The organism is Bradyrhizobium sp. Rc3b, assembly GCF_900114915.1.
In the GTDB taxonomy this organism is placed as follows: domain Bacteria; phylum Pseudomonadota; class Alphaproteobacteria; order Rhizobiales; family Xanthobacteraceae; genus Bradyrhizobium.
Genome location: NZ_FOUS01000002.1, coordinates 355628 through 380024 on the forward strand (window position 1 = coordinate 355628; position 24397 = coordinate 380024).

Consider the following 24397-nt stretch of genomic DNA (forward strand, 5'->3'; position numbering starts at 1 on the left):
ACTGCAGCAGCTGCGTCGTGCGGTCTCGCTCGGCGAGACCTACTCGCGCGTTACCTTCATCGCGCCGCGCAAGCCAGCCTGACGTTGGATCGTCTCCAACGCGCCGGACGACTGTTTCTCCGCAACGAAGCTGTTGAGCAGGGACAGCGCCTCTTCGCGTCCTCTGGGGATCGCGATGGCCATGTGCTCCAGGCCCCAATTGCCGTCGAGAATCCTTGCGCCCGGCATCTGGTCGGACATTTCGAACAGCGTCGGCTTGTTGGTCGCGTAGAGATCGATCTCACTGCTCCCGAACATCGCGATGGCGGCCTTGACGCTTGCGGCGGGAACGATGGTCGCGTTCTTGAATTTTGTCGGCAGCGTGCGCTCGGAGGTCGAGCCTTTGGTGACGCCGATCTTCACACCGGGCTTGTCGATGTCCTCGACCTCTCTGATCGGCGAATTCGCCGGGACGAGAAAGCCGAGCTCGATTGCCAGCACGGGCCGGCTGAAGCTCACCTCGTTGGCGCGGGCCGGCGTGGCGTTGGTCACGGTGAAGTCGATCTTGCCATCGTGGATCGCGCTGACGATGTCGGCAACGCGCTCGAACCTGACATAATCGACGCCAACGCCGAGCCGCTGGGCGAGCTCGGCGCCGAGATCATAGGCGAGGCCGTGCGGCTTGCCGACGGCATCCGTCACCATCGAGGTCGGGCTGCCCGGATAGATGCCGACGCGCAAGCTGCCGCTCGGCGCCAGCAGCTTTGCCTCGCCGTCGGCGCGCGCGGACGCGCCGAACAGGCTGATGATTGCGGCCACCAAGAGGGCGGTGCGGGCGAGGCGTCCAGAGAAGGCCCTCATGCAAAGAGCCTCACTGCGCGCGGATGTTGGCCGCCTTCAGCACCGGCTCCCATTTGGTCGCCTCGGCGCGCATGTAGGCGTCAAACTCCTTGGCGGAGGAGCCGACCGGAGCGGCGCCGATCTTGCCGAGCGTCGACAGCACGTTTGGATCCTGCAGCGCCGCCTTCAGATCGGTCTCGAGCTTCGCCACGATCTCCGGCGGCATTTTTGCCGGACCAAGCACGCCCCACCACACCGAAACGTCGTAACCGGCGACGCCGGATTCTGCGACGGTCGGGACGTCAGGTAATGCCTTGGAGCGCTCGGCCGAGGTCACGGCAAGTGCGCGCACCGGACCGCCTTCGAGCTGTCCGATCGCTTCCGCGAGCGGATTGATGCTGAGCGGGATCTCGCCTGCGATCACGGCCGTCAGTGCCGGCGCGCCGCCCTTGTAGGGGATCGCGACGATCTTGCTGCCGGACATGTGCTTCAACAGTTCGCCGGCCAGATGCGCCGAGGTACCGTTTCCGGACATGCCGTAAGATAGCTTGTCCGGATCTTTCTTCGCCGCAGCCAGGAGATCGCCGAGCGTCTTGTAGGGGCTGTCCTTGGCCACCACGATCGCGAGCGGTGAGGAGGCGACTTCGGTGATTGCGGTAAAATCCCTGAACGTGTCGTAGGGCACGCTCGGATAGATGAACTGGTTGAGCGGATGGCCGCTCGCGACCAGGATCAGCGTGTAGCCGTCGGGCGCGGCCTGCGTCAGCGCCTGCGAGGCAACGATGCCGCCGGCGCCGGGACGATTGTCGACTACCGGCTGCTGACCCCAGGACTTGGCCAGCGCCTGGCTCAGCGTGCGCGCGAGCACGTCGACCGCGCCACCGGCCGCGTAAGGTACGAGGATGTGAACCGGCTTGCTCGGATAAGTGTCGGCGGCCTGCGCGGCGCTGCCCGCGAGCAGCAAACCGGCGCCCAGCATCAATCCGCCGATTGTCTTGTTCATACCCAGCATTTTCCCAGCACTCCTTGCGGGCGCACGCATCCTTGCATCGGTCTTCCAGGCCGTCCGGACGCCGCCCATGGTTTTTGTTGACGAGACCTGATCTTTTGTACGATAGTACAAATCACATGGTACGCAAGCCCACCAGCAAGGAAACGGCCCGCAAGCCGAACATGCGCGAGGCAATCCTCGCCGCGGCCGAGGAGCTGTTCGCCATCAACGGCTTCAACGCCGTCTCGGTGCGCGACATCGCGCAGGCTGCCGGAGCCAATCCCGGCAGCGTGACCTATCATTTCAAGACCAAGGACGGCCTGCTGCTGGAGATCTACCGGCGCCATTGCGGGCCGATGAATTTGCGACGTTCGGAGCTGCTCGCCGCCGCCAGGCGGGTGCGCGATCTCCAGGACCGGCTGGAGGCTGTGGTGCGGGCCTACGTCGTGCCGGCTTTCACCTCGGGCAGCGACCTTGCCGGCGGCGGTGCGCGCTTCACGCGGCTGCGCGCCGTGATGTCGGCCGAGGGCAACGAGGTCGCGCGAAAAATCATAGCGCAGACCTTTGACGACACCAGTCACGCCTTCATCGATGCGATCCACGAGAGCTTGCCGCACATTCCGCGCACCGACATCGTCTGGCGCAGTCACTTCCTGCTCGGCGCACTCTATTACTCGTTGGTGACACCGGATCGCGTCTCGCGCCTGTCGCGCGGCGAGGCCGATGGCGGCGATGCCGCCAGCGCTATCGAGCAGCTGGTGCAGGCCACGGTCGCCTCATTCCAGGCGCCGCCGCTCGATCATGCCGCGCCGGCGCGGCGGCGGCCGGTCGTCAGCAGCAAGACTTGAAAGAAGCCACCCGAGGGGAGGCGCGTAACAGCGCTTCCGCTCGCAGGCGGACGGTGTGACAGGGTGTTGGGAACATGAACAGGCGGGAGTGCTTGCATCTCTTGACCGGACTGGCCGGTGCGGCGCTTGCGAGCGAGGCGTGTGCGCAAGGCGCAGAGCCGAAAGCGATGTCGACGATCACGCCGCCGGACCCAAATCCCACGACGCCGTTGTTCAAGCTGCCGGCAAAATCCTGCGACAGCCATACCCACATCTTCGGGCCGGCGTCGCGTTACCCCTTCGCGGAAAAGCGCCCCTACAACACGGCTGATGCGCCACTGGAGGCGTTTCGCAGCGTCCACGAGACAATCGGCGTCGAGCGCTGCGTGATCGTGAATGCGACCGTGCACGGCACCGACAATCGCGTCGTCACCGACGCCATCGCCCAGAGCGAGGGGGCCTATAGGGGCATCGCCAACGTCAATGACGAGATGACCGAGAAGGAGCTGGCGGCGCTCGACAAGGCTGGCATCTGCGGCTGCCGTTTTGCCTTCCTCAGGCGTCTCGGCGGCGTCGGCGATATGGGTAAGTTCCAGCGCATCGTGCACCGCGTTGCCGAGCTCGGCTGGCACATCGACGTCTATTTTGAGCCGGGCACGATCGCCGAATTCGCAGGCCTCCTGACTGCGCTGCCGACGCCTTATGTGATCGATCACATGGGCACGGTGCAGGCCGGGAAGGGGCTTGACGATCCCGGCTTCACCGCGCTGCTCGACCTTCAGAAAAAGGACGAGAAGTGCTGGGTCAAGATCACCGGGCTCGAGCGCGCCTCCGCCGTCGGCAAGCCGTTCCACGATGCGGTGCCGTTTGCCAAGGCGCTGATCGACAACGCGCCCGATCGCGTGCTCTGGGGCACCGATTGGCCGCACCCTAACGTCAAGGTCATGCCGAACGACGGCGAGATCGTTGACCTGATTCCGCTCTACGCGCCCGACGCAAAGGTCCGGCAAAAGCTGCTGGTCGACAATCCCGCACGCCTGTTCAAGTTCACCTGATGACGATGATGTACACTCCCACCATTCCGCCGCCCGATCGGAACACGCGCACGCCGAAGTTCAAGCTGCCAAAACTGTCCTGCGATGCGCACTGCCACATCTTCGGGCCCGGCTCGAAATACCCTTACGCGCCTGACCGATCCTACACGCCGCCGGATGCGCCGCTGGAGGATTTCCGCGCGCTGCATGCCAAGCTCGGTGTCGAGCGCGCCGTCATCGTCAACGCCAGCGTGCACGGCACCGACAACAGTGTGGCGCTCGATGCCATCGCGCAGAGTAGCGGCGCCTATCGCGCAGTCGCCAATATCGACGACACCATCACCGAGCGCGGGCTTCGTGCGCTGCACGAGGGCGGTTTTCGCGGCTGCCGCTTCAATTTCGTCCGCCATCTCGGCGGCGTCCCTGACAAGGGCGTGTTCGATCGCGTCATCGCCATGGTCGCGCCGCTCGGCTGGCACATCGACCTGCATTTCGATGCGATCGACCTGTTTGATTATGCCGACATGCTGGCAAGGCTGCCGCTGAGCTACACCATCGATCATATGGGACGGGTGAAGGCCTCTGAGGGGCTCGACCAGTTGCCGTTCAAGATTTTGATCGAGCTGATGCAGCGCGACGAAAAATGCTGGGTCAAGATCTGTGGCTCGGAGCGGGTGTCCTCCAGCGGTCCGCCCTTTACCGACGCGGTGCCGTTCGCGCGAAAGATCGTCGAGACCGCGCCCGACCGCGTCATCTGGGGCACCGACTGGCCGCATCCCAACGTCAAGGCGATGCCGAATGACGGCGACCTCGTCGATCTGATCCCGTTGTTCGCGCCGGAGCCGGAGTTCCAGCAGAAGATCCTCGTCGACAATCCGGCGCGCCTGTTCGAGTTCGACCGATGACGGCGATCGCGATCGACAAGCCGCGCGGGCGGCCCTGGTGGAGGGAGCTCTGGATCCAGGTGCTCATCGCCATGGCGGCCGGCATCGCGCTTGGGATCGCCAGTCCGGAGGCGGGCGCCAAGATGCAGCCGCTCGGGGATGCCTTCATCAAGGCGATCCGGATGCTGATCGCGCCGATCATCTTCTGCACCGTCGTGCACGGCATCGCGCACATGGCTGACATGGCGCGGGTCGGGCGCGTCGCGGTGAAGGCGATAGTTTATTTCGAGATCATGACCACGATCGCGCTGATCATCGGTCTCATCGCGATCAACCTGCTCAAGCCCGGCGTCGGCATGAACATCGATCCCGCCAGCATCAATGCTAGCGCGATCGAGCCTTACGTCAAGCAGACCAGCGTCATCGGCTTCGTGCCATTCCTGATGAACATCGTGCCCGCGACGTTCATCGGCGCCTTCGCCGAAGGCAACATCCTCCAGGTGCTGTTCATCTCCGTCCTTTGCGGCTTTGCGCTGGTGCAGCTCGGCGAACGGGCCTTGCCGCTGGTCCATCTGATCGATATCGCCGCTAAGATGGTGTTCGCCGTCGTCGGCTTCGTGATGTGGGCGGCGCCGATCGGTGCATTCGGCGCCATCGCCTTCACGGTCGGCAAGTTCGGCGTGGGATCGCTGGCCTCGCTCGGCAAGCTCCTCGGCGGCTTTTATCTCACCTGCCTGGTCTTCGTCGTCGCGGCGCTCGGCCCCGTCGCGCGGCTCTGCGGCTTCTCGCTGCTCAAGCTGATCCGTTACATCTGGGAAGAGCTGCTGATCTGCATCGCTACGACGTCGTCGGAGACGGTGCTGCCGCGGATGCTGACCAAGCTGGAGAAGGCGGGCTGCGAGAAGAGCGTGGTCGGGCTCGTGATCCCGACCGGCTACTCCTTCAATCTCGACGGCACCTGCCTCTACCTTGCCGCGGCCTCGGTGTTCCTGGCGCAGGCGACCAACACGCCGTTCGGGCTTGCCGAGCAGATCGAGCTCTTGCTGATCCTGCTGGTGACCTCCAAGGGCGCGGCGGGGATCGCGGGCGCCGCCTTCGTCGTGCTGGCGGCGACGCTGTCGGCGACCGGCACCATCCCGGTGACGAGCGTGGCACTGGTGCTCGGCATCCATCGCCTGATGTCGCAGGGGCTGACGCCGACCAATCTGATCGGGAACGCGGTCGCGACCATCGCGATTGCCAAATGGGAAGGCGCGCTCGACGGCGAACGGTTGAGGCGCGTGCTCGACGGCGAGGAACAAGCGGCCGCTGCGATCCGATGAATTGGCTTCCGGCGCGACGCAGGCGGCTTATGATGCTTACGAACAAGAGAGGGGAGTTTCTCCCATGAAGACAGGTCTCGTCATCACCGCCCATCCCGGCGATTTCGTCTGGCGCGCCGGCGGCGCGATCGCGCTGCATGCGAAGAAGGGCTATCGCATGAAGATCGTCTGCCTGTCCTTTGGCGAGCGCGGCGAGAGCCAGTTTGCCTGGAAGGAAAAGGGCGCGACGCTGGAATCGGTCAAGGCCGGCCGCAAGGACGAGGCGGAGCGGGCGGCAAAGCTGCTAGGCGCGGAGATCGAGTTCTTCGACTGCGGCGACTATCCGCTGAAGCTCACGGAGGCGCATTTCGACCGCATGGTCGACATCTACCGCGAGCTCAATCCCAGCTTCGTGCTGACCCACGCGCTGGAAGACCCTTATAATTTCGACCATCCCAACGCGGCGCATTTCGCCCAGGAGACGCGTGTGGTCGCGCAGGCCATGGGCCACAAGCCCGGCGTGCAGTACAAATATTCGGCGCCACCGGTGTTCCTGTTCGAGCCGCATCAGCCTGAGCAGTGCAACTACAAGCCGGATCTGCTCCTCAAGATCGATGAGGTCTGGAAGGAGAAGTACGAGGCATTCCAGATCCTCGCCGCGCAAAAACATCTCTGGGGTTATTACGAGCGCGTCGCGCTCAACCGCGGCATTCAGGGCAGCCGCAACACCGGCGTGCCCATGACCTATGGCGAGGCCTATCAGCGCCTGTTCCCGACGGTTGCGGAGGAGCTGGCATGAAGCCGGTCGTCGTTCGCAACATTGAGCGCGCCGATCCCGCCAACATGGCGGCGTATGGCGTCTCGACCGTGCACGAGGCTTACGGGCGCATGGGTCTGATGAAGCCCTATTTGCGCCCGGTCTGGGCGGGCGCGTCGATCGCCGGGCCCGCCGTCACCGTATTGGCGCAGCCCGGCGACAATTGGATGATCCATGTCGCGGTCGAGCAGTGCAAAAAGGGCGACATCCTCGTCGTCGGCTGCACCACCGACAATACCGATGGCATGTTCGGCGAATTGCTGGCGACCTCGCTGCAGGCACGCGGCGTGCAGGGGCTGATCATCGATGCCGGCTGCCGCGACGTCAATGCGCTGCACGAGATGAAATTTCCGGTATGGTCGCGCGCTGTCTCGGCCAAGGGCACAGTCAAGGCGACGCTCGGCTCGGTCAACATTCCCGTGGTCTGTGCCGGCGTCAATGTCGATCCCGGCGACATCATCGTCGCCGATGACGATGGCGTCGTCGTGGTCCCGAAGCGCTACGCCGCCGAGGTTGCCGAGAAGGCGAGGAAGCGCAACGCTGACGAAGGCGGCAAGCGCAAGCGCCTTGCCTCGGGCGAACTGGGTCTCGACATGTACGGCATGCGCGAGGCGCTGGCGAAGGCCGGGCTCGTCTATGTCGACAATCCCGAGGACGTCTGAAGATTAGCGGAGCGGGCGGATGGATCGTCTCAAGCTGAAGGCCGTGCTCGGCAATCATCCCCACGTGCAGGCCGTGAAGAGCGGCGCGCTCCGCTCCGATCTTTTCGATCTCGACTTCATCACGTACACGCCGACCAACACCGCGTTCAAGCCGATGGTGCGGGAGCAGGCCTTCGATGTCTGCGAGATGGCGATTGTCACCTATCTGATGGCGAAAGCCCACGGCAAGCCGCTGGTGCTGCTGCCGGCGACCATGCTTGGGCGCTTCCAGCATTCCTATGCGCTCTACAATCCCACGAAGGGAACGCTCGGACCGTCCGATCTCGAAGGCAAGCGCGTCGGCATCCGCTCGTTCACGACGACGACCGGCGCCTGGATCAGGGGCATTCTCGCCAACGATTACGGCGTCAATCTCGACAAGATCCGCTGGGTCACCTTCGAGGATCCGCACGTCGCCGAATATGTCGACACCACCGAGCGCGCCCCGAAGGACAAGAAGATCCTGCAGATGCTGCTCGACGGCGAGCTCGACGCAGTTCTCGGCGAGACCTCTGATAGTCCCAGGCTGAAGCCGCTGTTCCCGGATCCGGCCGCGGAGGCCGCGAAATGGTACGCCAAGCGCGGTGTCGTACCGGTCAATCATCTCGTGGTCGTGACCGAGCAACTGGCGAGAACGCGTCCCGGGATCGTTGCGGGCGTCTATGATCTCCTCAAGCAGGACAAGGCGCAGGTGGGGCCTGCGGCAACGCCCGACCTTGTCCCGTTCGGGATCGAGGCCAACCGGAAGCCGCTGGAGTTGATCGTCGACTACGCATTCCAGCAGGCGCTGATTCCGCGCCGCTATGCGATCGAGGAGCTGTTCGACGAGACGACACGAGGATTGAACTGATGGTGGATCCGAAACGATGGCAGATCGGGCTTATCGGCTATGGCGAAGTCGGCAGGATCCTGGCCGAGGATTTGCGCCAGCAGGATATCAAGGTCTCGGCCTATGACATCAAGCTCGGAGGCGAGCAGGGCGCTTCGCTGAAGGAGCATGCGATAAAGTTTGGTGTGACGCTGGCGGCGTCGCACGCTGAGCTGACCGCGAAATCGGACTTCATCATCTCCGCGGTCACAGCAAGCCAGGCCGTTCCGGTGGCAAAGGCCTGCGCCGCTGCGGTCAATCAGGGCACTTGGTTCCTCGATTTCAACTCGGCATCGCCCGGCGCCAAGCAGCGCGCCGCTGCGCTGATCGATGGCGGAGGCGGCCGCTATGTCGAAGGTGCCGTGATGACCTCGGTGCCGCCATATCGCATCAAGGTGCCGTTGCTGCTCGGCGGTCCCGGCGCGAGCGAGTTGGAGCCGCTGCTCAACGCGATCGGCTTTGCCGCCAAGGTTGCCAGCGACAAGCTCGGCGTGTCCTCGGCCGTGAAGATGTGCCGCAGCATCATGATCAAGGGCCTGGAGGCCATGGTCATCGAGAGTTTTACGACCGCGCGGGCCTATGGGGTCGAGGATGCCGTGCTGGCCTCGCTCGCGGAGACCTTTCCCGCGATCAACTGGGAGAAGCAGGGCGCCTATTTCTTCCAGCGCGTCATCGAGCACGGTCGCCGGCGCGCCGAGGAGGTGCGTGAGGTCGCCGAGACCGTGCGGGAGGCGGGACTGACACCATGGTCCGCGCTGAGCACAGCCGAGCGTCAGGCCTGGGTCGCTGATCTCGCCGATGAAGGGCTGTTCGGCGCCAGGGGCACCAAGGAGTTTGCGCGCAGCGCTGATTGGCGTACCGAGGCAGATCGAATCCTGAGCAAGATCAAACGCTGACGCCGAACGCGTAGGTTGAGCTCAAAACCCTGCCGCGGTCGCGATAGTTCGAGATTTCGTCACGGGCGAGCTCGATCAAGTCGGCCAGGCACTTGGCCTCGCGGACGACCTGCTCCTTGGCGGGCGCGGTGCGGAACTCTGCGAGAATCATGCGGATGCACTTGTCGGCAGTATCCAGCGTCCAGAGCGCGCGGGTCATGTCGTCCTGCGTGTGGATCGCCGAGATATCGAGGCCAGATAGGACTTCGCCGATTCCCTTCAGGCGCTTGACGGCCGTTTCCGCCGGCGAGTCGGCCCGAATGGAGCGATAATCCATGCTACTGAATGCGCTGAACATGTACATGCTTCCCCACTGAACAGGTCGTTCAGTGCGCCCCTTTAATATGATCCGGGCGGCCTGTTGTGCAATGCGCACAGCTACGGTCCGGGATTCTACCGGGCTCGGATCTGAGGACGGATCGGCCGCAAATTGGTACGAAACGGTCCGACGATCAGCCGTGTTCCCGACGATTTTACCGTTGGAGAGTGGACCGGAACGCGTTCAGGCCCCAGGCCGGAACAGCGCGGGCCGCTGCCGTGCGAACGTCTGCCGGCCATCCTTGAAGCCCATCATGACGTCGGGCAGCTCGGCGATGGCGAAGCGGCTGTCTTGCGTATCAAGCACGATGAGATCGGCGGGATTGCCGACCTTGATGCCGTAATCGTCGAGGTTCATCAGCCGCGCCGGCAGCTCGGTCACGAGATCGAGGCAGGTGTCGAAATCCCTCACCGAGGCGTGCGCGACATTGGCGTAGAAGTTCGCCATCCGCAGCAACGAGGCGTCGCCGAACGGCGTGAAGGGATTGAGCACGTTGTTGGTGGCGACCGAGCAAACCACGCCGTCGCCCGCGAGCTTGTGGGCGAGGGTCAGCCCGCGCGGTGCGTTGTGGGTGGCGTCGCGCCCCATCAGATAGAGATCGGTCGCGGGCAGCACCGTGACGGCGACGCCGGCTTTCGCCAGTTGCACCGTGGCCGTCTTCATCCGCTCCGGCGGCAGGGCCGAGAGCTTTGTCGCATGGCCGATCGTGACGCGGCCGTGATAGTTGCGCCGCTCGGTCTGGCGGCAGACCTCGTCGAGATGCCACCAGGAAGGATCGAGATCAAAGTCGAGATGGAGATCGACGTCGACGTCGAACTCCTGGGCGAGATCGAAGATGCGCGCAAGATGCGCGGTCGGATCGGTGTCGGTATAGGGACAGCCGCCGATCGTCTCGCCGCCGTCGCGCAGCGCTTGGACCAGGAGCTCCTCAGCTCCGGGATCGTTGGTTAGCCCCTCCTGCGGGAACACGCAGAGCGACAGGTCGAGCGCCCATGCATAGTCGCGCTTCAGCGCCTTCACCCCCTCGAAGCTTCGCAGACCAATCCGCGGATCGATTTCCACATGCGTGCGCATGCGCGTCGTGCCATGCAGGATCGCGCGTTCGAGCACCTTGGCGCCGCGCGCGTAAACATCCTCGACGGTGAAGTCGCGCTTCACGGCTGACACAGCCCGGATGGCGTCACCGAGACTGCCGTGATCGTGGCCGCAGCGGTCGAGCAGACAGGCCTTGTCGAGATGGATGTGGGTGTCGACGAAACCGGGCAGGGCGAGGTGACCGCCGATATCGACCTCGACCGCTTCGCAGGCGAGTTTTGGCTCGATCGCGGCGATCCGGCCGGCTTTCACGCCGATGTCGACAGGCGCGGCGGATGATCGCAACAGTGCGTTACGGAAGATCAGGTCGAAGGCGGGCTGGGTGATCATGGCTCTTGCGGACGGAACTTAGAGCAATCGGCGGGGATCGGCGGCTCCAGATTGCCGGCAGTGTAGCGAGGCAAGTGTGCAAAATATATGCATGGATTCCGCGACAGTGGCGGTAATATTCCGCGAACCCGGGAGAGCCTGCCATGTCCGTTGCCGCCAGAGCCGAAACTGCTGATTTATCCGACGCCGCGATCGTGGAGGCCTATCTCACAGCATCGATGATCCCCGATCCCGACGCTGCGGCCACCTATATGGCGCCGGGCACCGTCATTACATTCACCGGCGGGCGCGAGTTCGATCATCCGCGCGGCCCGACCGGCTTCAATGCCAAGCGCTACCGCTGGGTCAAGAAGAAGATGGACCGGTTCGATGTCTGCCCCGGCGACGGCGAGACCGTGGTTTACAGCGTCGGCACCCTCTACGGCGAATGGAAGGACGGCACTCCGTTCGAGGGCAACCGTTACGTCGACCGCTTCGTGGTGCGCAACGGCAAGATCACCAAGATGGATGTCTGGAACGATAGCGCCGAACGCATCCTGGTCCAACGCGGCATCGACGCGTAATATCCGTCTCGGCACGGGCGGAGCCGAACGGCCGCTCGTCATATCGAAAGCTGCGATAGCTGATAGGCGCGAGCCCGTCTGGCGGCTGGCCTGCGCCTGCGCTATCAAATCCCGCGATCGCGCCCGGGATGGAGGCGCGAGCCCCCTTTAGGAGCAGCCGATGCGTCTACCCACCGTTATCCTGGCCCTGACATGTCTTGCGGGCGCAGCTTCAGCCGAAGATCTGTCGGGCACGCTCCAGAAGGTCAAGGAGACCAAAAAGATCACCCTGGGCTATCAGGAAGCCTCGGTCCCGTTCAGCTATCTTGACGGCAACCAGAAGCCGGTCGGCTTCGCCATGGACATCTGCCTCAAGATCGTCGACGTCGTGAAGAAACAGCTGGGCATGCCCGACATCGTCGTCGACACGCTCGCCGTGACCTCGTCGAACCGGATCCCCTTGATGGTGAACGGCACGCTCGACCTGCACTGCTCGGCGACCACCAACAACGCCGACCGCCAGAAGCAGGTCGCCTTCACCAACACGCATTTCCTCAGTGCGACGCGGTTCGCCGCCAAGAAGGCCGCAAAGATCAACACCATCGACGATCTCAAGGGCAAGGCGGTCACGGCGGTCGCCGGCTCGGTCAACCTGACGCAGCTCGCCAAGGTCAATACGGAACGCAATCTCGGCATCAGTCTGATGCCGGCGAAGGATCAGGCCGAAGCCTTCCTGCTCTTGGAAACCGACCGCGCCCAGGCCTACGCACTCGACGACGTGCAGCTCGCGGTCGCGATCGCGCGCTCGAAGGAGCCGCAAGCCTTCATGATCAGCGAGGAGGCGTTCTCCAAGCCGGAGCCTTACGGCATCATGCTGCGGCGGGAGGATGCGCCGTTCAAGGCGCTCGCCGACCGCGCGACTGCGGAGCTCTATGCAAGCCCGGAGATCGAGGTGCTCTACAAGAAATGGCTGCAGTCCCCGACGCCGCCGAACGGCCTCAACTACAACGTCCCGATGTCGCCTGCCCTGCGCAACGCCTTCAAGAAGCCGAGCTGGAGCGCCGATCCGGACGTGTATCTGGCGAACTGAGGCGAGGGCGCCGAGGCGCCAGCAGATCGCGGGCTTCGCGCTGCCCATTATTGCGCCTCTCCCCTTGTGGGAGAGGGCATCTCCGCTGTTGAGGCGCGTTCATTCGGGTGAGGGGTCTGTCTCCATGGATGCAGACCCCTCATCCGGCGCTTCGCGCCACCTTCTCCCACAAGGGGAGAAGGGAAGATGGCACCGTGCTCTCGGTGAGTAAGCGCTCTAAGCGTTCGAATATTTCTTCAGCTCGAACCGGGCGATCTGGTTCCGGTGGACCTCATCCGGTCCATCGGCAAGCCGCAGCAAACGCGCAGTGGCATAGGCCTGGGTCAAACCGAAATCGTTCGAGGTGCCGCCGCCGCCATGGGCCTGGATCGCCCAGTCGATGATCTGGCAGGCCATGTTGGGCACGGCGACCTTGATCATCGCGATCTCGGCCTTCGCGACCTTGTTGCCGACCGTGTCCATCGCGTAGGCCGCGTTCAGCGTGAGCAGCCGGGCCTGCTCGATCATGATGCGGGATTCTGCAATGCGCTCTTGCGTCACCGTCTGTTCGGAGACCGGCTTGCCGAAGGCGACGCGGCTGCGCACGCGGCGGCACATCTTCTCCAGCGTGCGTTCGGCAAGGCCGATCAGCCGCATGCAGTGATGGATGCGGCCGGGCCCCAGGCGGCCCTGTGCGATCTCGAAGCCACGGCCTTCGCCGAGCAGCATGTTCTCCTTGGGGACCCGCACATTGGTGAAGACGACTTCGGACGCCCGGTCGGGCACGCCGTAGAAGCCGAACACGGGCAGGGGACGTTTCACCTCGATGCCAGGCGTGTCCATCGGCACCAGGATCATCGATTGCTGCTTGTGGCGGTCCGGATTGTCAGGATCGGTCTTGCCCATGAAGATGCAGATCTTGCAGCGCGGGTCGGTCGCATTGGTCGTATACCATTTACGGCCGTTGATGACGTAATGGTCGCCATCGCGCAGGATCGAACTCTCGATGTTGGTCGCATCGGATGAGGCGACCGCAGGCTCCGTCATGGCGAAGCATGAGCGGATTTCACCTGCGAGCAGCGGCTTCAGCCAACGCTCCTTGTCCTTCTCCGAACCGTAGCGCTCCAGCACCTCCATGTTGCCGGTATCGGGCGCCGAGCAGTTGAACACTTCGGGCGCCAGATGCGATCGGCCCATCACCTCGCAGAGCGGGGCATATTCGAGATTGGTCAGGCCTGCGCCATGGCCGGACTCCGGCAGGAACAGGTTCCAGAGGCCTTCCGCACGTGCCAGCGGCTTCAACTCCTCGACGACAGGATAGACCTTCCAGGGTCCCAGCTCTTCCGCCTCGCGATAGAAGCGCTCCTCGTTCGGGTAGATGTGCCGGTCCATGAAGCTCTCGAGCTTGCGCTTGAGCTCGACGACTTTTGGCGACATCGGGTAGAGCATCTCTGGTCTCCTTGATTGATCGGCGGCAGGATCAGCCGATTTCGAGATAATCCGGGCCGGGCAGTTTCGGGAAAGGCGCCGTCGGCAGGGTCTGATACCAGAACGCGACGGAGGCGATATCGTCCTGCAGCGGAAGGTATTTGGCTTCCTTGGTGCCCGGCAACCAGCCCAGCGCCTGGATCGTCACGCGCAGATCGGAGCGGAAGCGCACGGGATCGGGGATGTGCCAGCGATACATGCCGAAGCGTTGCTGCGATTTGTAGACGCCGTCGGGGCGGATCACCTGGGGCAGGCCGGCATAGGGCGTGGTGAATTCCTGGTAGCGCGATTGCTGGCCCTGGCCGGAATGGGCGACATAGGGATCGAAATTATAGGCACCGCAGAAATAGTCCTCGGTGCCGGTGCCGCAGATCGTCGGGAAGTCACCGTCGCCGTCGATGTAGAACTTGATTTCGCCTTCTCCCCACCAGCCGTTGTTGTTGACGCCCCAGGCCATGTAGGTGCCGACATAGTGGCCCGCGCCGCTGATGCCGTCGAGGATGGTATAGACCGCCTTGTAAGGCAGCGGGTTGGTGCGGCGGAACTGGGCATGGAAGTAGGCGCAATCCTCCGGCACGTCGGTCAGGGTGTAGTTGATCTGGTAGTAGACGGTGAGTTGCTCCTCGCTGCGGTTCTCCAGCGTGACGCGCGCGCGCTTGCGAAACGGCATCTCCCAATAGCAGTTGAAGGCGCGGCCGGGATTGACGCAGACCGCGAGGGAGGACACCTGCGCGAACTCCTCCCATCCGCAGGCGAAGAAATCGCCGGCCGGGCACTCGACGCTCGGCAGCGTTTGGTCGTCCCAGTAGATGCGCAGGATCGAATGCCGCAGCCGTCCGCGCGCCAGCGTCATCCAGATCTGCTGGATCGCGCCTTGCCCGGCGATGTCGCCGAGCGCGAAGGTCGTGCCCGGTTCGATGACGACATAGGGCGAGACCTTCCAGCCCTGTCCGAGATCGCGCGCCTGGCGGGCGGCGGGGCCATCGACGGACATGCCGCCCTTGCCCTTCTCGCCGGTGAAGTTCTCGGGGCTGATCGAACGCGTCTGCGCGTTCGACAGGCGCGACAGATTGCCGAGATGCAGGCCCAATCCGGAAAACGCCATGATGTCCTCGATGAGCGATTAGCGACGTTTCGCTATATCGCCCCCAAATCCACCAAAAGATGAAGACGATCGGATACGGAACGGCCCGCATGTGATCGCGTGCCGTTCATGCGACGCGATACTCCCTGAACTTCTCGCGCAGAGCCGATTTCAACACCTTGCCGGTCCCCGTCATCGGGAATTCGTCGAGGAATTCGACGGCGTCCGGCATCCACCAGCTCGCGACCTTCGGGCGCATGTGGTCGAGCAGCGTCTTGCCGTCGACGGTCGCGCCCTTCTTGCGGACGACGAGGAGGAGGGGACGCTCCTGCCATTTCTCATGGTTGATCGCGACCACGGCTGCCTGAAGCACATCGGGGTGAGACAAGGCGACGTCCTCGAGCTGGATCGAGGAGATCCATTCGCCGCCGGACTTGATCACGTCCTTGGAGCGGTCGGTGAGCGTGACGTGGCCCTGCGGGTCGATCACCGCCATGTCGCCGGTGATCAGCCAGCCGTCGCGGTCGAGACCTTCCTCCAACTTCATGTAGCCGGAGGCGACCCAGGGACCGCGGGCGCGCAAATGGCCGACGGACTTGCCGTCGCGTGGCAGCTCGACGCCGCTGTCGTCGACGATGCGAAGAGTTGTACCGAAACAGGCGCGGCCGGACACCTGGCGCCGGTCGAACTTCTCCTTGTCGGTGAGGTGCTCCGAGCCCGGCCGCAAGCCCGGCATGGAGCAGCCCAGGGCCTCGGTCATGCCCCAGGCCTGGATGTAGTCGATATTGTAGTCGCGCTTCAGCTTCTCGACCATCGCGCGCGGCGGCGCCGAGCCCGACGACAGCGTTGCCCGCAGCGTGGAGAATTTGTTGCCGGTGCGCCCCAGCCAGTCGAGCAGGATCAGCCAGAAGCTCGGCACGCCCGCCGACAGCGTCACCTTCTCGCCTTCGAGCAATTCGTAGAGCTTGTCGGGCTCGTAATTGCGGCCGGGCAGCACCAGCTTCGAGCCGGTATAGGGGGCGGTGAACGGCATGTTCCAGCCATTGCCGTGGAACAGCGGCGCCATCGGCATCATCACCTCGCGCACGCCTTCGACATGCCCCGGCAGGAAGTCGAAATTGCAGCACGTCATGGTCTGCAGGATCGCGGCGCGGTGCGAATAGATCACGCCCTTGGGATTGCCCGTCGTGCCTGAGGTGTAGCAGATGGTCGAGGCGGACTTTTCGTCGAACTCCGGCCAGACGAAGCCGGCGTCGTTCTCTTTTTCCAGAAGCTCCTCGTAGCAATGCACGTTGGCGAGCTTGGTTTCGGGCATCCGCTCGCGCGACGACATCACGACATAGGCTTCGATCGTCTTGAGCTGCGGCGCGATCGCCTCGACGATCGGCAGCGTGGCGCGGTCGATGAACAGCAGGCGGTCTTCGGCGTGGTTGATGATGTAGATGAGCTGCTCGGGAAACAGTCGCGGGTTGACGGTGTGCAGCACATAGCCCATGCCCGGCGCGGCATAGAACATCTCGAAATGACGATGCGTATTCCAGGCCAGCGTGCCGACGCGATCGCCGGGATTCATGCCGAGCCGCTTCAGCGCCAGCGCCATGCGCTTGATGCGCGGATGGGCGTCGGCATAGGTGTAGCGATGGATGTCGCCTTCGATCTCGCGCGCGACGATCTCGGCCTCGCCGTGATAGTCCGCGGCATACTGGATCAGGCCGCTGATCAGAAGCGGCATGTCCATCATCAATCCCTGCATGGTCTCCTCCACGGCCACGTCGTTGCGTGGCGTTGTGCTTGTGATTTGCGCGTGAGGTTAGCGGAACGTCGCGCGGCGTTCACGCAAAAAACATTGGACGCGATTGCATGCGTCACTTTTTCAGGGCTAACTGATCCGAGCTGCCGGCGAAGCAGCGTTCTCCGTGGAGGAAATGCATGTCAGCGGAAAGACACAAGACCGGTGCAGCCGGCGAACCTACCGTCGATATTGCAGCCCTCCGCGCGCGCTATCGCGACGAGCGCGACCGCCGTTTGCGTGCCGAGGGCAAGGCCCAGTATGTCGAGGTAACAGGGGAATTCGGCCGCTACCTCGACGACCCCTGGGCCGATCCCGGATTTGCGCGCGCAGCTGTCAGTGAAGAGACTGAAGTGCTCATCGTTGGTGGCGGCTTTGGCGGGCTTCTCTGTGCCGCGCGTTTGCGCGAAGCCGGCATCGATGATTTCCGCATCGTGGAAAAGGCTGCCGACTTCGGCGGCACCTGGTACTGGAATCGCTATCCTGGCGCCGCCTGCGATACCGAGAGCTACATCTATCTGCCGCTGCTGGAAGAGACCGGCTACATGCCGGTGCGCAAATATGCGCGCGCGCCGGAAATCTACGAGCACTCCCGCCGCATCGGCCGCCATTTCGGCCTCTACGACCGCGCGCTGTTTCAGACCGTCATCTCGCGGATGGCATGGCAGGAGCAGGAGGCGCGTTGGCTGGTCGAGACCGATCGGGGCGATCGCATCCGTGCGCGCTTCGTCATTCTCGCCGGAGGTCCGCTCAGCAGACCGAAGCTGCCGGGCATTCCCGGCATCGAGACCTTCAAGAGCCACAGCTTCCATACCAGTCGGTGGGACTACGCCTACACCGGCGGCAATGCGGATGGTGGTCTGACCGGACTTGCCGACAAGCGCGTCGGCATCATCGGCACCGGCGCCACCGCCGTGCAATGCGTGCCGCATCTCGGACGCGCTGCGAAGGAGCTCTATGTCTTCCAGCGCACACCGTCGGCGATCGGCGTGCGGGACGACCGGTCGACGGATCAAAACTGGGCGCAGAGCCTCAGGCCCGGCTGGCAGCGCGAGCGCATGGACAATTTCACCGCCGTGATCTCCGGCGAGCCGGTCGAATGGGACCTGGTGCAGGACGGCTGGACCGGCCTGCTCGGCGAGATCCTGCTGGCGCCGCGCCGTCAGCCGCAGCCGGTGACCTCGATGGAAGAGGCGCTGAAAGTCATCGAGCAGGCCGACTACCGCAAGATGGAGGAGATCCGCGCCCGCGTCGATGCGGTGGTCAAGGACACGGCGACCGCGGACGCGCTCAAGCCCTGGTACAAGGCGTTCTGCAAGCGGCCGTGCTTCCACGACGAATATCTCGATGTCTTCAATCGTCCCAACGTGCATCTCGTCGACACCAAAGGGCAGGGCGTCGAGCGCATCACCGAGAACGCCGTCGTGGCTGGCGGCAAGGCTTACGAGCTCGACTGCCTGATCTATGCCAGCGGCTTCGAGGTCGGCACCGATTACGCCCGCCGCATGGGCTTCGAGGTCTACGGCCGCGACGGCATGAGCCTGACCGAGCGCTGGCAGGGCGGCGTCAAGACGATGCATGGATTCTACAGCCGCGGCTTTCCGAACTGCTTCCTGATCGTTACGGTGCAGGCTGGCCAGAGCGCCAACTTCCCGCACATCATCGACGAGCAGTCGCAGCACATCGCCTATGTGATCGCCGAAGCGCGCAAGCGCAAAGCCCGAACGCTGGAGCCGACGCTGGCCGCGGAAAACGCCTGGGTCGAGGAGGTCGTCAAGGCCGCGCTCGGCCGCCAGACCTATCTCGCCGAATGCACGCCCGGTTACTACAACAACGAGGGCGTGTTCGATCCGATCGCGGCAAGAAACAGCCAATATTGGCGCGGGCCGGTGGCGTTCCTGCGGCTGCTCGACAAATGGCGGAAGGAGGGCAATCTGGACGGACTGGAGTTGACCTATGGGACCGCGGCGGAGGCAGGCGGCTCTCCGTTGTCGGCTTGAGCGGCATGATCCCGCCACCCGCGGGCGCCACGCGCCTCTATGTCATCGTCGGCGATCCCATCGCCCAGGTGCGCTCGCCCGCAGGCGTGACCGCAGCCTTCGCGGCCCGCGGCCATGACGGCATTCTCGTTCCGGTTCAGGTCTCGGTCGCGGATCTGCCGGATTTCCTCTCATTGGCACCGCGCCTGAAGAATCTCGACGGCCTCGTCGTGACCATCCCGCACAAATTCACCTGCTACCAGGCTTGCACGAGTGCGACGGAGCGCGCTCACTTCCTGCGCAGCGTCAACCTCATGCGCCGGCGCGCCGACGGCGCATGGCATGGCGACATGGTCGACGGCCTTGGCTTCGTCGGTGCCGCGCGGGCGAAAGGGGTCAACCCTGCGGGCCTGCGGGCGCTGCTCATCGGCGCTGGCGGCGCGGGCTCGGCCATCGCGCTCGCGCTGGTGGAGGCCGGCGTGAGCAAGCTCGCCATTCACGATAGCGCAACTGAGCGCCGCGACGCGCTGATCGGGCAACTCAACGGGCTCGGCAAGGCGCTAGTGCGGGCCGGCACCACGGATCCCACCGGCTTTGAATTTGTCGCCAATGCGACACCGGCAGGGATGAAAGAAGGCGATCCGCCGCCGGTCGATGTCGCTCGGCTTGCGCCCTCGGCCTATTGCGGCTGTGTCATCACCAAGCCCGAAATCTCGCCCTTCATCGCGGCGGCCCGACAGGCCGGCTGCGTGACCGGGACCGGCACGGACATGTACGAGCAGCACCAGGGGATCATGGTGGATTTCCTGCTCGGCCGTGGCGAAGGGCGGTGATCCGCCCGGATGTCAAGGCGCCCGTTGCGCTCCGCGGGGCTTGAGCGATCAAAGCCGACGTAGGATCATGCGCTCGCGCGAGCCGGTCGCGTATTTGAGGAGAGGATAAGAGGAATGACCAAGGGCAGGACCGTTGCGACGGCCATGATCGGCGCCACAGCGCTGGTGCTCTCTCTGGCGCCCCGCGCCGAGGCCGCCACCTGCGGCAACGGGCCGGGCGGGTTCGAAGCCTGGAAACGCGAGTTCAGCGCAGAGGCGCAGGGCAAGGGCATCGGCCAGACCGCGCTCTCGGCGCTGATGCAGACCAACTACGCCAGTGCCACCATTGCGGCCGACCGCGGCCAGCGCAGCTTTTCGCTGACGCTCGACCAGTTTCTCGCCAAGCGCGGCGCCACCACTATCGTCGCCAAGGGGCGCCAGCTCAAGCAGTCGCAGGCTGCCTTGTTCGCCTCCATCCAGCAGCGCTATGGCGTCCCGCCCGGCCCGCTGATCGCGATCTGGGGCATGGAGACCGGTTTCGGCAGCCAGCGCGGCAACCAGAACATGCTGTCGTCGATCGCAACCCTGGCTTATGACTGCCGCCGTCCCGAATTCTTCACCGACCAGCTCTACGCGGCCTTGAAGCTGGTCGACCGCGGCACGCTGTCGGGGGCGACCCGCGGCTCCATGCATGGCGAGGTCGGCCAGACCCAGTTCATGCCCAAGAACATCCTGGCCTATGGCACCGGCAACCTCGAGGTGGCCGCCAACGCGCTGAACTCGACGGCGAATTTCCTCAAAGGTCATGGCTGGAAAGCAGGAGCCGGTTACCAGCCGGGCGAGCCGAATTTCGCCGCCATCGAGGCCTGGAATGCGGCCGGTGTTTATCAGAAGGCGATCGCGCTGATGGGCCGGCAGATCGACGAGGGCGGCGGAGCGGCGGCCTCGCGCTGACGAAAACCCGTCCACTTCGCTCGAAAACGCTCTTGCTCAGCAAGGCGTGATAGGCCGGCATGAGAAAGTTGTTGCCATCAGGAACCGAGGGCACGAGGTTTGCTTTGATCAGATTCAGGGCTGGGCATGAGGAGACTCAACATGGCAACCCAGATCGTGATGGACCAGACTGGCGATACGCGCCACGAGTTTGATCCTGGCAATGCCGAAGCGCTGGCGCGAGCCGAACGGCGCTTTCGGGAGCTGACCGGAGCCGGCTTCACCGCGGCCCTTCGCAACGGACCCGGCGAAGTCACTCGTATCAGATCGTTCGACCCGACCGCGCAGGAAACCCTGTTCTATCCCCGCCTGGTCGGCGGTTGATCTGAGCTGCTCATGATTACGGCGGTTTGGCTCCGCGCGCCGGCGCGTGCGCGTCTGCATGCGCTGCGTGAACTGTACCGGCGCTTCTTCGGCGAGAACACGCCGGATGCCCGTGGCCGCCGGCTGCTCTTCGATTGGCTCTCGCCCGCACAGCGCGCCCAATTCGAAGAGCACCGGTATTTCGACGTCATCGGATGCGACACCGGCAAGATCTACCGCATTCACTACGGCACCGCCGCCAATGTCCACGAAATCGACGGCGAAGGCCGCGCGACGATGGGATGGTGCTTCGTCCCGTCAGGCTTCCTGGTGCCGGGCGACGTCATGCTGGCGCAGAAGATCGCGCTCGAGACGGATGAGACAGGCGCGCTCTCTCTCGCCAACCGCTTTCCGCCGGCAACGCATTCGGAGCACTTCTACCGGCGGCCTTTCTAGCGGCTGAAACAGCGAAGCGGTCGGTGGTTAGTGGTGCGTGGTGCGGTAGGCGTCCAGCGCGTGCGCCGCGAAGACACCGGCGCTGCAAAGGGCGAGCAGGCCCGAGATCAGCTCGATCATAGCTCGTCCTCCCGTAGTGAATGGGCAACGAGGTTGCGGCAGCAGGAATAGTCGTAGATCAGGTCGAGAAGGAATTGCATGGTAGCCGTCCCTGTATTTATTTTGACAACGACTTAAGCGGCGATCTGTTTCAGCGGTGTTTCGTCGCCTCGGGAAAGGGGTTTCGCGGGGAACCTCGGGGCTGGTTTTGTGCGCTGCGGTCCCGCTATTGCTGGAGCCCTTTGGCCGCCTCTTCGAAGGCGGCGCAAGACATTGCGAGGCAAAATCATGGCGCAGGTCGAATGGTTCGATGATCTGGCGATCGGAATGCGGTTTAGGTCGCCCGAGGTCGTGGTCACCGAAGCCGACATCAAGCGCTTCGCGGCCGAGTTCGATCCCCAGCCCATGCATCTCGACCACGAGGCGGCCAAGGCGACCCTGTTCAAGGGCCTTGCTGCATCGGGATGGCACACCGCGGCGATTGCCATGAACCTCGCGATCCAGACCCGCCCATTCGGCCCGCACCCGCTGATCGGCGCCGGCGTCGACGGCCTGCGCTGGACGATGCCGGTGCGGCCCAATGATCGCCTGCATCTGGTCGGGGAGGTCATGAGCCTGACGCCCTCGAAGTCGAAGCCGCAGGGTATCGCGCTGGTGAAATGGACCATGTTCAACCAGAGCGGCGAGGAGGTTTACACCTTCACCCCCATCGCGATCGTGCCGCGACGAGGATAGGCACAGGCGCCGCCGTTCTGTCCCGGGTAAGCCCTTGCGGCCCTCCCGCGGAGGTGGTCATCTCGGCCCGGGGAACGCGCTGGAGGCTGACATGAAACGATTCCTTCTTGCCGCTTTGCTGATCGCGACGGGCGCCTTAAGCGCCGGGCCGGCGCATGCGCAACAATCCAGGGTCGGCGACTGGACCATCGAAAAGCGCACGCAGGACACGCATTGCAATGCAAGCCGCGGCTACAAGGACAAGGATGACGAGAACCGCGACTACGTCATCGTGATCACCTATTCCGAGAAGGCGATCGTGATCGTGATGATCTACGATGGCTGGGAATGGGAGAATGTCGGCGAGATCCTTCGGGCCGATGTCGGCACTGATGATGCGGACATCATGAAGAAGGCGAAGTGGGAGGTCATGGACAAGACCACCGTGCGCGGCATCTTCGAGTACGACCAGTCGATGATGGACCGCCTGTCGAAGGCGAGGCGCCTGACGCTCGATCTCGAGGACGATGACGACGACAGTATCGAGATGCAGGTACCGCGTGCCGGCGAAGCGCTGGCGGCGTTGAAGTTCTGCGAGGAGAACCGGAAATAAGTTGCCGCTGCCGGCCGTGAAAGCGGCAGGACGTCGGCAACGAAGTAGGTGGCAACGAACCGGCGCGTGACTCATCGCACACAGTCCGCGCGCTGTTCGCATTTATCCTAGTCTTTGGCGAAACAGTCCAAGCCGCACCCTGCGGTTGACGTTACGCAAGGACGATGTTCGATATTCCAGCATCTGGCTGCAACGTTTTTTCCTCGTCGAAGGCGGCAATTGACCGGCCCGTCTTCTCCGTCAGTTCCCGGATCGCGAGCTCTCCGTCCCGGACGGGCCGCACGCTGATGGCGTCGTCCGTCCGATGACGACCCATCAGGCAAATCGGTTCTCGTCTCTGATCGGCGAGATCTACGACGCGGCGGTTGACCCCGCCTTGCGCAGCGGCGCGTTGGAGCAGGTTTCGCAGTTCGTCGGTGGTTGCGCCGCGATGATCCTGTCCAGGGACTCAGCGCGGCTTTCGATCGAGATTCACCAGCATTTTGGAACCGACGCCCGCTTCCGTCAGCTTTATCGCGACCGGTATGTGGAGCTCGATCCTCTGCTCGACCGTCATCTCACCCTCGCGCCCGAACAGACGATCGGCGTGACCGACATCATGCCCCATGCGGACTTCCTCGAGACGAGCTTCCACCGCGAGTGGGTGGAGCCGCAAGGGGCGATAGACCTTGCGACCGTCGCGCTCGAGAAGACGGCCGCGCGCACCACGATCCTGCAGGTGTTGCGCCATCGCTCCCGCGGAACCGTCGACGAGGCGATGCGCGAGCGCATGCGGCTGCTCGCTCCGCACATCCATCGGTCGCAGATCATGGGCCGTCAGATCAGGGCACGCTCGCATACGGTGGACGACCTTGCCGACGTCCTCGACGGATTGAACACCGCGATCTGCCTGCTCGACGCGGACGGCCGCGTCGTCCATGCCAATGCGGCATGCCGTCAGTTGTTCGCCGATGCCAATCTGCTTGCGATCGTCGGCGACCGGATCGTGGCCCGCAACACCCGAACCGACAAAATATTCCGCGGCCTGTGCGAATTCGATGAAGGCACACATTCCGCGGCTCGTCGTCAGATCGAACTTGCGACGTCGGCCGATGGGCAGCATTATCTGCTCCATGCTTTTCCACTGAAGCGGGATCGCAGCCTGCCAAGGGACGTTGCAGCCACGATGCTCTTCGTTCAAAGAGCTTCCATGCTGCCGCTGCTCGCAGCCGACGCGATCGCCGCAGCCTTCAGGCTGACGCCGTCCGAATTGCGCGTGCTGATGGCGATCATCGAGATCGGCGGTGTCCCCAACATCGCCGCAAAACTCGGCATCGCCGAGACGACGGTGAAGACGCATCTCGGTCGCCTGTTCGAGAAGACGGGCGCCGGCAGGCAGGCTGATCTGGTGAAGATCGCCGCCGGCTTTGCCGTGCCGTTCGCGCGGCGAACGAGCGGCGATGACGGCGCCGCGTGATTCATTTCACATGCCTCGATGTTACGTGCCGCGTTCTCAATCCATTGTGATGATCGGCGCTCGCGGGTCATCCGAATGC

The 24397-nt window shown here is 64.0% G+C and carries 25 protein-coding genes; 18 read left to right on the forward strand and 7 right to left on the reverse strand.

Translation table 11 applies throughout. From position 1 onward, the window contains the following. Positions 1–39: 39 nt before the first annotated feature. Positions 40–840 (reverse strand): ABC transporter substrate-binding protein, encoded by an 801-nt coding sequence (locus BM190_RS05175; RefSeq protein WP_092252498.1) that lies wholly within the window; start codon positions 838–840, stop codon positions 40–42. 10 nt (positions 841–850) lie between these two features. Continuing rightward, complete coding sequence (locus BM190_RS05180; RefSeq protein ID WP_092252500.1) at positions 851–1831, reverse strand: tripartite tricarboxylate transporter substrate binding protein; 981 nt, start codon at positions 1829–1831, stop codon at positions 851–853. 116 nt (positions 1832–1947) lie between these two features. On the opposite strand from BM190_RS05180, the gene BM190_RS05185 reads away from it, so the two are divergent. From BM190_RS05185 to BM190_RS05220, 8 genes are all read left to right on the forward strand, one after another. Further along, the gene (locus BM190_RS05185) at positions 1948–2658 is read left to right on the forward strand and encodes a TetR/AcrR family transcriptional regulator (protein WP_092252502.1); all 711 of its coding nucleotides are present in this window, start codon (positions 1948–1950) and stop codon (positions 2656–2658) included. A 74-nt stretch (positions 2659–2732) separates the two neighbouring features. After that, positions 2733–3692, forward strand: coding sequence for an amidohydrolase family protein (locus BM190_RS05190; protein ID WP_092252504.1), 960 nt, complete (start codon positions 2733–2735; stop codon positions 3690–3692). Then, positions 3692–4576 carry an amidohydrolase family protein gene (locus BM190_RS05195; protein WP_092252507.1) on the forward strand — a complete coding sequence of 295 codons (885 nt, stop codon included), beginning with the start codon at positions 3692–3694 and terminating at the stop codon, positions 4574–4576. Before BM190_RS05190 ends, BM190_RS05195 begins: the two co-directional genes overlap by 1 nt. Further along, the gene (gene dctA / locus BM190_RS05200; RefSeq protein ID WP_092252508.1) at positions 4573–5877 is read left to right on the forward strand and encodes a C4-dicarboxylate transporter DctA; all 1305 of its coding nucleotides are present in this window, start codon (positions 4573–4575) and stop codon (positions 5875–5877) included. The genes BM190_RS05195 and dctA overlap by 4 nt, the downstream gene beginning before the upstream one ends. 64 nt (positions 5878–5941) lie before the next feature. Beyond that, on the forward strand, positions 5942–6655 hold the full coding sequence (locus tag BM190_RS05205; RefSeq protein WP_092252510.1) for a PIG-L deacetylase family protein: 714 nt from the start codon (positions 5942–5944) through the stop codon (positions 6653–6655). After that, complete coding sequence (locus BM190_RS05210; RefSeq protein WP_092252512.1) at positions 6652–7335, forward strand: 4-carboxy-4-hydroxy-2-oxoadipate aldolase/oxaloacetate decarboxylase; 684 nt, start codon at positions 6652–6654, stop codon at positions 7333–7335. The genes BM190_RS05205 and BM190_RS05210 overlap by 4 nt, the downstream gene beginning before the upstream one ends. 19 nt (positions 7336–7354) lie before the next feature. Then, complete coding sequence (locus BM190_RS05215) at positions 7355–8224, forward strand: substrate-binding domain-containing protein (protein WP_092252514.1); 870 nt, start codon at positions 7355–7357, stop codon at positions 8222–8224. Beyond that, positions 8224–9138, forward strand: coding sequence for a DUF1932 domain-containing protein (locus BM190_RS05220; protein WP_092252516.1), 915 nt, complete (start codon positions 8224–8226; stop codon positions 9136–9138). Before BM190_RS05215 ends, BM190_RS05220 begins: the two co-directional genes overlap by 1 nt. Here the strand turns inward: BM190_RS05220 and BM190_RS05225 are convergent. Both BM190_RS05225 and BM190_RS05230 read right to left on the reverse strand, forming a co-directional pair. Then, complete coding sequence (locus BM190_RS05225) at positions 9128–9475, reverse strand: hypothetical protein (protein WP_177236921.1); 348 nt, start codon at positions 9473–9475, stop codon at positions 9128–9130. The two genes, BM190_RS05220 and BM190_RS05225, sit on opposite strands and share 11 nt — an antisense overlap. 204 nt (positions 9476–9679) lie before the next feature. Further along, on the reverse strand, positions 9680–10921 hold the full coding sequence (locus BM190_RS05230) for an amidohydrolase family protein (RefSeq protein ID WP_092252520.1): 1242 nt from the start codon (positions 10919–10921) through the stop codon (positions 9680–9682). A gap of 143 nt (positions 10922–11064) precedes the next feature. Here BM190_RS05230 and BM190_RS05235 point away from each other — a divergent pair, with 143 nt between their 5' ends. Both BM190_RS05235 and BM190_RS05240 read left to right on the forward strand, forming a co-directional pair. Beyond that, positions 11065–11484, forward strand: coding sequence for a nuclear transport factor 2 family protein (locus tag BM190_RS05235; RefSeq protein WP_092252522.1), 420 nt, complete (start codon positions 11065–11067; stop codon positions 11482–11484). 160 nt (positions 11485–11644) lie between these two features. After that, positions 11645–12553: an amino acid ABC transporter substrate-binding protein gene (locus BM190_RS05240; protein ID WP_018321001.1), complete on the forward strand. Its 909-nt coding sequence runs from the start codon at positions 11645–11647 to the stop codon at positions 12551–12553. A 216-nt stretch (positions 12554–12769) separates the two neighbouring features. Here BM190_RS05240 and BM190_RS05245 read toward each other — a convergent pair whose 3' ends face one another. From BM190_RS05245 to BM190_RS05255, 3 genes are all read right to left on the reverse strand, one after another. Further along, entirely contained in the window at positions 12770–13981 is a 1212-nt protein-coding gene (locus BM190_RS05245) for an acyl-CoA dehydrogenase family protein (RefSeq protein WP_018319777.1), read from the reverse strand. A 31-nt stretch (positions 13982–14012) separates the two neighbouring features. Continuing rightward, entirely contained in the window at positions 14013–15125 is a 1113-nt protein-coding gene (locus tag BM190_RS05250; RefSeq protein ID WP_092252524.1) for a glycoside hydrolase family 172 protein, read from the reverse strand. Positions 15126–15231: 106 nt separating this feature from the next. Then, entirely contained in the window at positions 15232–16857 is a 1626-nt protein-coding gene (locus BM190_RS05255) for a long-chain fatty acid--CoA ligase (protein ID WP_092253048.1), read from the reverse strand. Positions 16858–17033: 176 nt separating this feature from the next. Here BM190_RS05255 and BM190_RS05260 point away from each other — a divergent pair, with 176 nt between their 5' ends. From BM190_RS05260 to BM190_RS05295, 8 genes are all read left to right on the forward strand, one after another. After that, positions 17034–18893, forward strand: coding sequence for a flavin-containing monooxygenase (locus BM190_RS05260; protein WP_092252526.1), 1860 nt, complete (start codon positions 17034–17036; stop codon positions 18891–18893). A 5-nt stretch (positions 18894–18898) separates the two neighbouring features. After that, the gene (locus BM190_RS05265; RefSeq protein ID WP_092252528.1) at positions 18899–19705 is read left to right on the forward strand and encodes a shikimate dehydrogenase family protein; all 807 of its coding nucleotides are present in this window, start codon (positions 18899–18901) and stop codon (positions 19703–19705) included. A gap of 114 nt (positions 19706–19819) precedes the next feature. Next, positions 19820–20638, forward strand: a complete 819-nt coding sequence (locus tag BM190_RS05270; protein WP_018319782.1) for a lytic murein transglycosylase — start codon at positions 19820–19822, stop codon at positions 20636–20638. A 141-nt stretch (positions 20639–20779) separates the two neighbouring features. Then, on the forward strand, positions 20780–21001 hold the full coding sequence (locus BM190_RS05275; RefSeq protein ID WP_018319783.1) for a hypothetical protein: 222 nt from the start codon (positions 20780–20782) through the stop codon (positions 20999–21001). Between the two features lie 12 nt (positions 21002–21013). Then, on the forward strand, positions 21014–21436 hold the full coding sequence (locus tag BM190_RS05280; RefSeq protein ID WP_092252530.1) for a hypothetical protein: 423 nt from the start codon (positions 21014–21016) through the stop codon (positions 21434–21436). A gap of 387 nt (positions 21437–21823) precedes the next feature. After that, positions 21824–22270 carry a MaoC family dehydratase gene (locus tag BM190_RS05285; RefSeq protein ID WP_018319786.1) on the forward strand — a complete coding sequence of 149 codons (447 nt, stop codon included), beginning with the start codon at positions 21824–21826 and terminating at the stop codon, positions 22268–22270. Between the two features lie 91 nt (positions 22271–22361). After that, positions 22362–22862, forward strand: coding sequence for a hypothetical protein (locus tag BM190_RS05290; protein WP_092252532.1), 501 nt, complete (start codon positions 22362–22364; stop codon positions 22860–22862). Positions 22863–23166: 304 nt separating this feature from the next. Further along, on the forward strand, positions 23167–24318 hold the full coding sequence (locus BM190_RS05295) for a helix-turn-helix transcriptional regulator (protein WP_092252534.1): 1152 nt from the start codon (positions 23167–23169) through the stop codon (positions 24316–24318). Positions 24319–24397 lie beyond the last annotated feature (79 nt).

Excerpts from the sequence above, each read along its gene's own strand:
- BM190_RS05275 (WP_018319783.1), top strand. The coding sequence starts at position 20,780 with ATGGCAACCCAGATCGTGATGGACCAGACTGGCGATACGCGCCACGAG.
- BM190_RS05255 (WP_092253048.1), bottom strand. The coding sequence starts at position 16,857 with ATGCAGGGATTGATGATGGACATGCCGCTTCTGATCAGCGGCCTGATC.
- BM190_RS05215 (WP_092252514.1), top strand. The coding sequence starts at position 7,355 with ATGGATCGTCTCAAGCTGAAGGCCGTGCTCGGCAATCATCCCCACGTG.
- BM190_RS05270 (WP_018319782.1), top strand. The coding sequence starts at position 19,820 with ATGACCAAGGGCAGGACCGTTGCGACGGCCATGATCGGCGCCACAGCG.
- BM190_RS05225 (WP_177236921.1), bottom strand. The coding sequence starts at position 9,475 with ATGTTCAGCGCATTCAGTAGCATGGATTATCGCTCCATTCGGGCCGAC.
- BM190_RS05240 (WP_018321001.1), top strand. The coding sequence starts at position 11,645 with ATGCGTCTACCCACCGTTATCCTGGCCCTGACATGTCTTGCGGGCGCA.
- BM190_RS05250 (WP_092252524.1), bottom strand. The coding sequence starts at position 15,125 with ATGGCGTTTTCCGGATTGGGCCTGCATCTCGGCAATCTGTCGCGCCTG.
- BM190_RS05175 (WP_092252498.1), bottom strand. The coding sequence starts at position 840 with ATGAGGGCCTTCTCTGGACGCCTCGCCCGCACCGCCCTCTTGGTGGCC.
- BM190_RS05220 (WP_092252516.1), top strand. The coding sequence starts at position 8,224 with ATGGTGGATCCGAAACGATGGCAGATCGGGCTTATCGGCTATGGCGAA.
- BM190_RS05295 (WP_092252534.1), top strand. The coding sequence starts at position 23,167 with ATGACGACCCATCAGGCAAATCGGTTCTCGTCTCTGATCGGCGAGATC.
- BM190_RS05245 (WP_018319777.1), bottom strand. The coding sequence starts at position 13,981 with ATGCTCTACCCGATGTCGCCAAAAGTCGTCGAGCTCAAGCGCAAGCTC.
- BM190_RS05185 (WP_092252502.1), top strand. The coding sequence starts at position 1,948 with ATGGTACGCAAGCCCACCAGCAAGGAAACGGCCCGCAAGCCGAACATG.
- dctA (WP_092252508.1), top strand. The coding sequence starts at position 4,573 with ATGACGGCGATCGCGATCGACAAGCCGCGCGGGCGGCCCTGGTGGAGG.
- BM190_RS05290 (WP_092252532.1), top strand. The coding sequence starts at position 22,362 with ATGAAACGATTCCTTCTTGCCGCTTTGCTGATCGCGACGGGCGCCTTA.
- BM190_RS05180 (WP_092252500.1), bottom strand. The coding sequence starts at position 1,831 with ATGCTGGGTATGAACAAGACAATCGGCGGATTGATGCTGGGCGCCGGT.
- BM190_RS05190 (WP_092252504.1), top strand. The coding sequence starts at position 2,733 with ATGAACAGGCGGGAGTGCTTGCATCTCTTGACCGGACTGGCCGGTGCG.
- BM190_RS05285 (WP_018319786.1), top strand. The coding sequence starts at position 21,824 with ATGGCGCAGGTCGAATGGTTCGATGATCTGGCGATCGGAATGCGGTTT.
- BM190_RS05235 (WP_092252522.1), top strand. The coding sequence starts at position 11,065 with ATGTCCGTTGCCGCCAGAGCCGAAACTGCTGATTTATCCGACGCCGCG.
- BM190_RS05210 (WP_092252512.1), top strand. The coding sequence starts at position 6,652 with ATGAAGCCGGTCGTCGTTCGCAACATTGAGCGCGCCGATCCCGCCAAC.
- BM190_RS05205 (WP_092252510.1), top strand. The coding sequence starts at position 5,942 with ATGAAGACAGGTCTCGTCATCACCGCCCATCCCGGCGATTTCGTCTGG.
- BM190_RS05195 (WP_092252507.1), top strand. The coding sequence starts at position 3,692 with ATGACGATGATGTACACTCCCACCATTCCGCCGCCCGATCGGAACACG.
- BM190_RS05280 (WP_092252530.1), top strand. The coding sequence starts at position 21,014 with ATGATTACGGCGGTTTGGCTCCGCGCGCCGGCGCGTGCGCGTCTGCAT.
- BM190_RS05230 (WP_092252520.1), bottom strand. The coding sequence starts at position 10,921 with ATGATCACCCAGCCCGCCTTCGACCTGATCTTCCGTAACGCACTGTTG.
- BM190_RS05265 (WP_092252528.1), top strand. The coding sequence starts at position 18,899 with ATGATCCCGCCACCCGCGGGCGCCACGCGCCTCTATGTCATCGTCGGC.
- BM190_RS05260 (WP_092252526.1), top strand. The coding sequence starts at position 17,034 with ATGTCAGCGGAAAGACACAAGACCGGTGCAGCCGGCGAACCTACCGTC.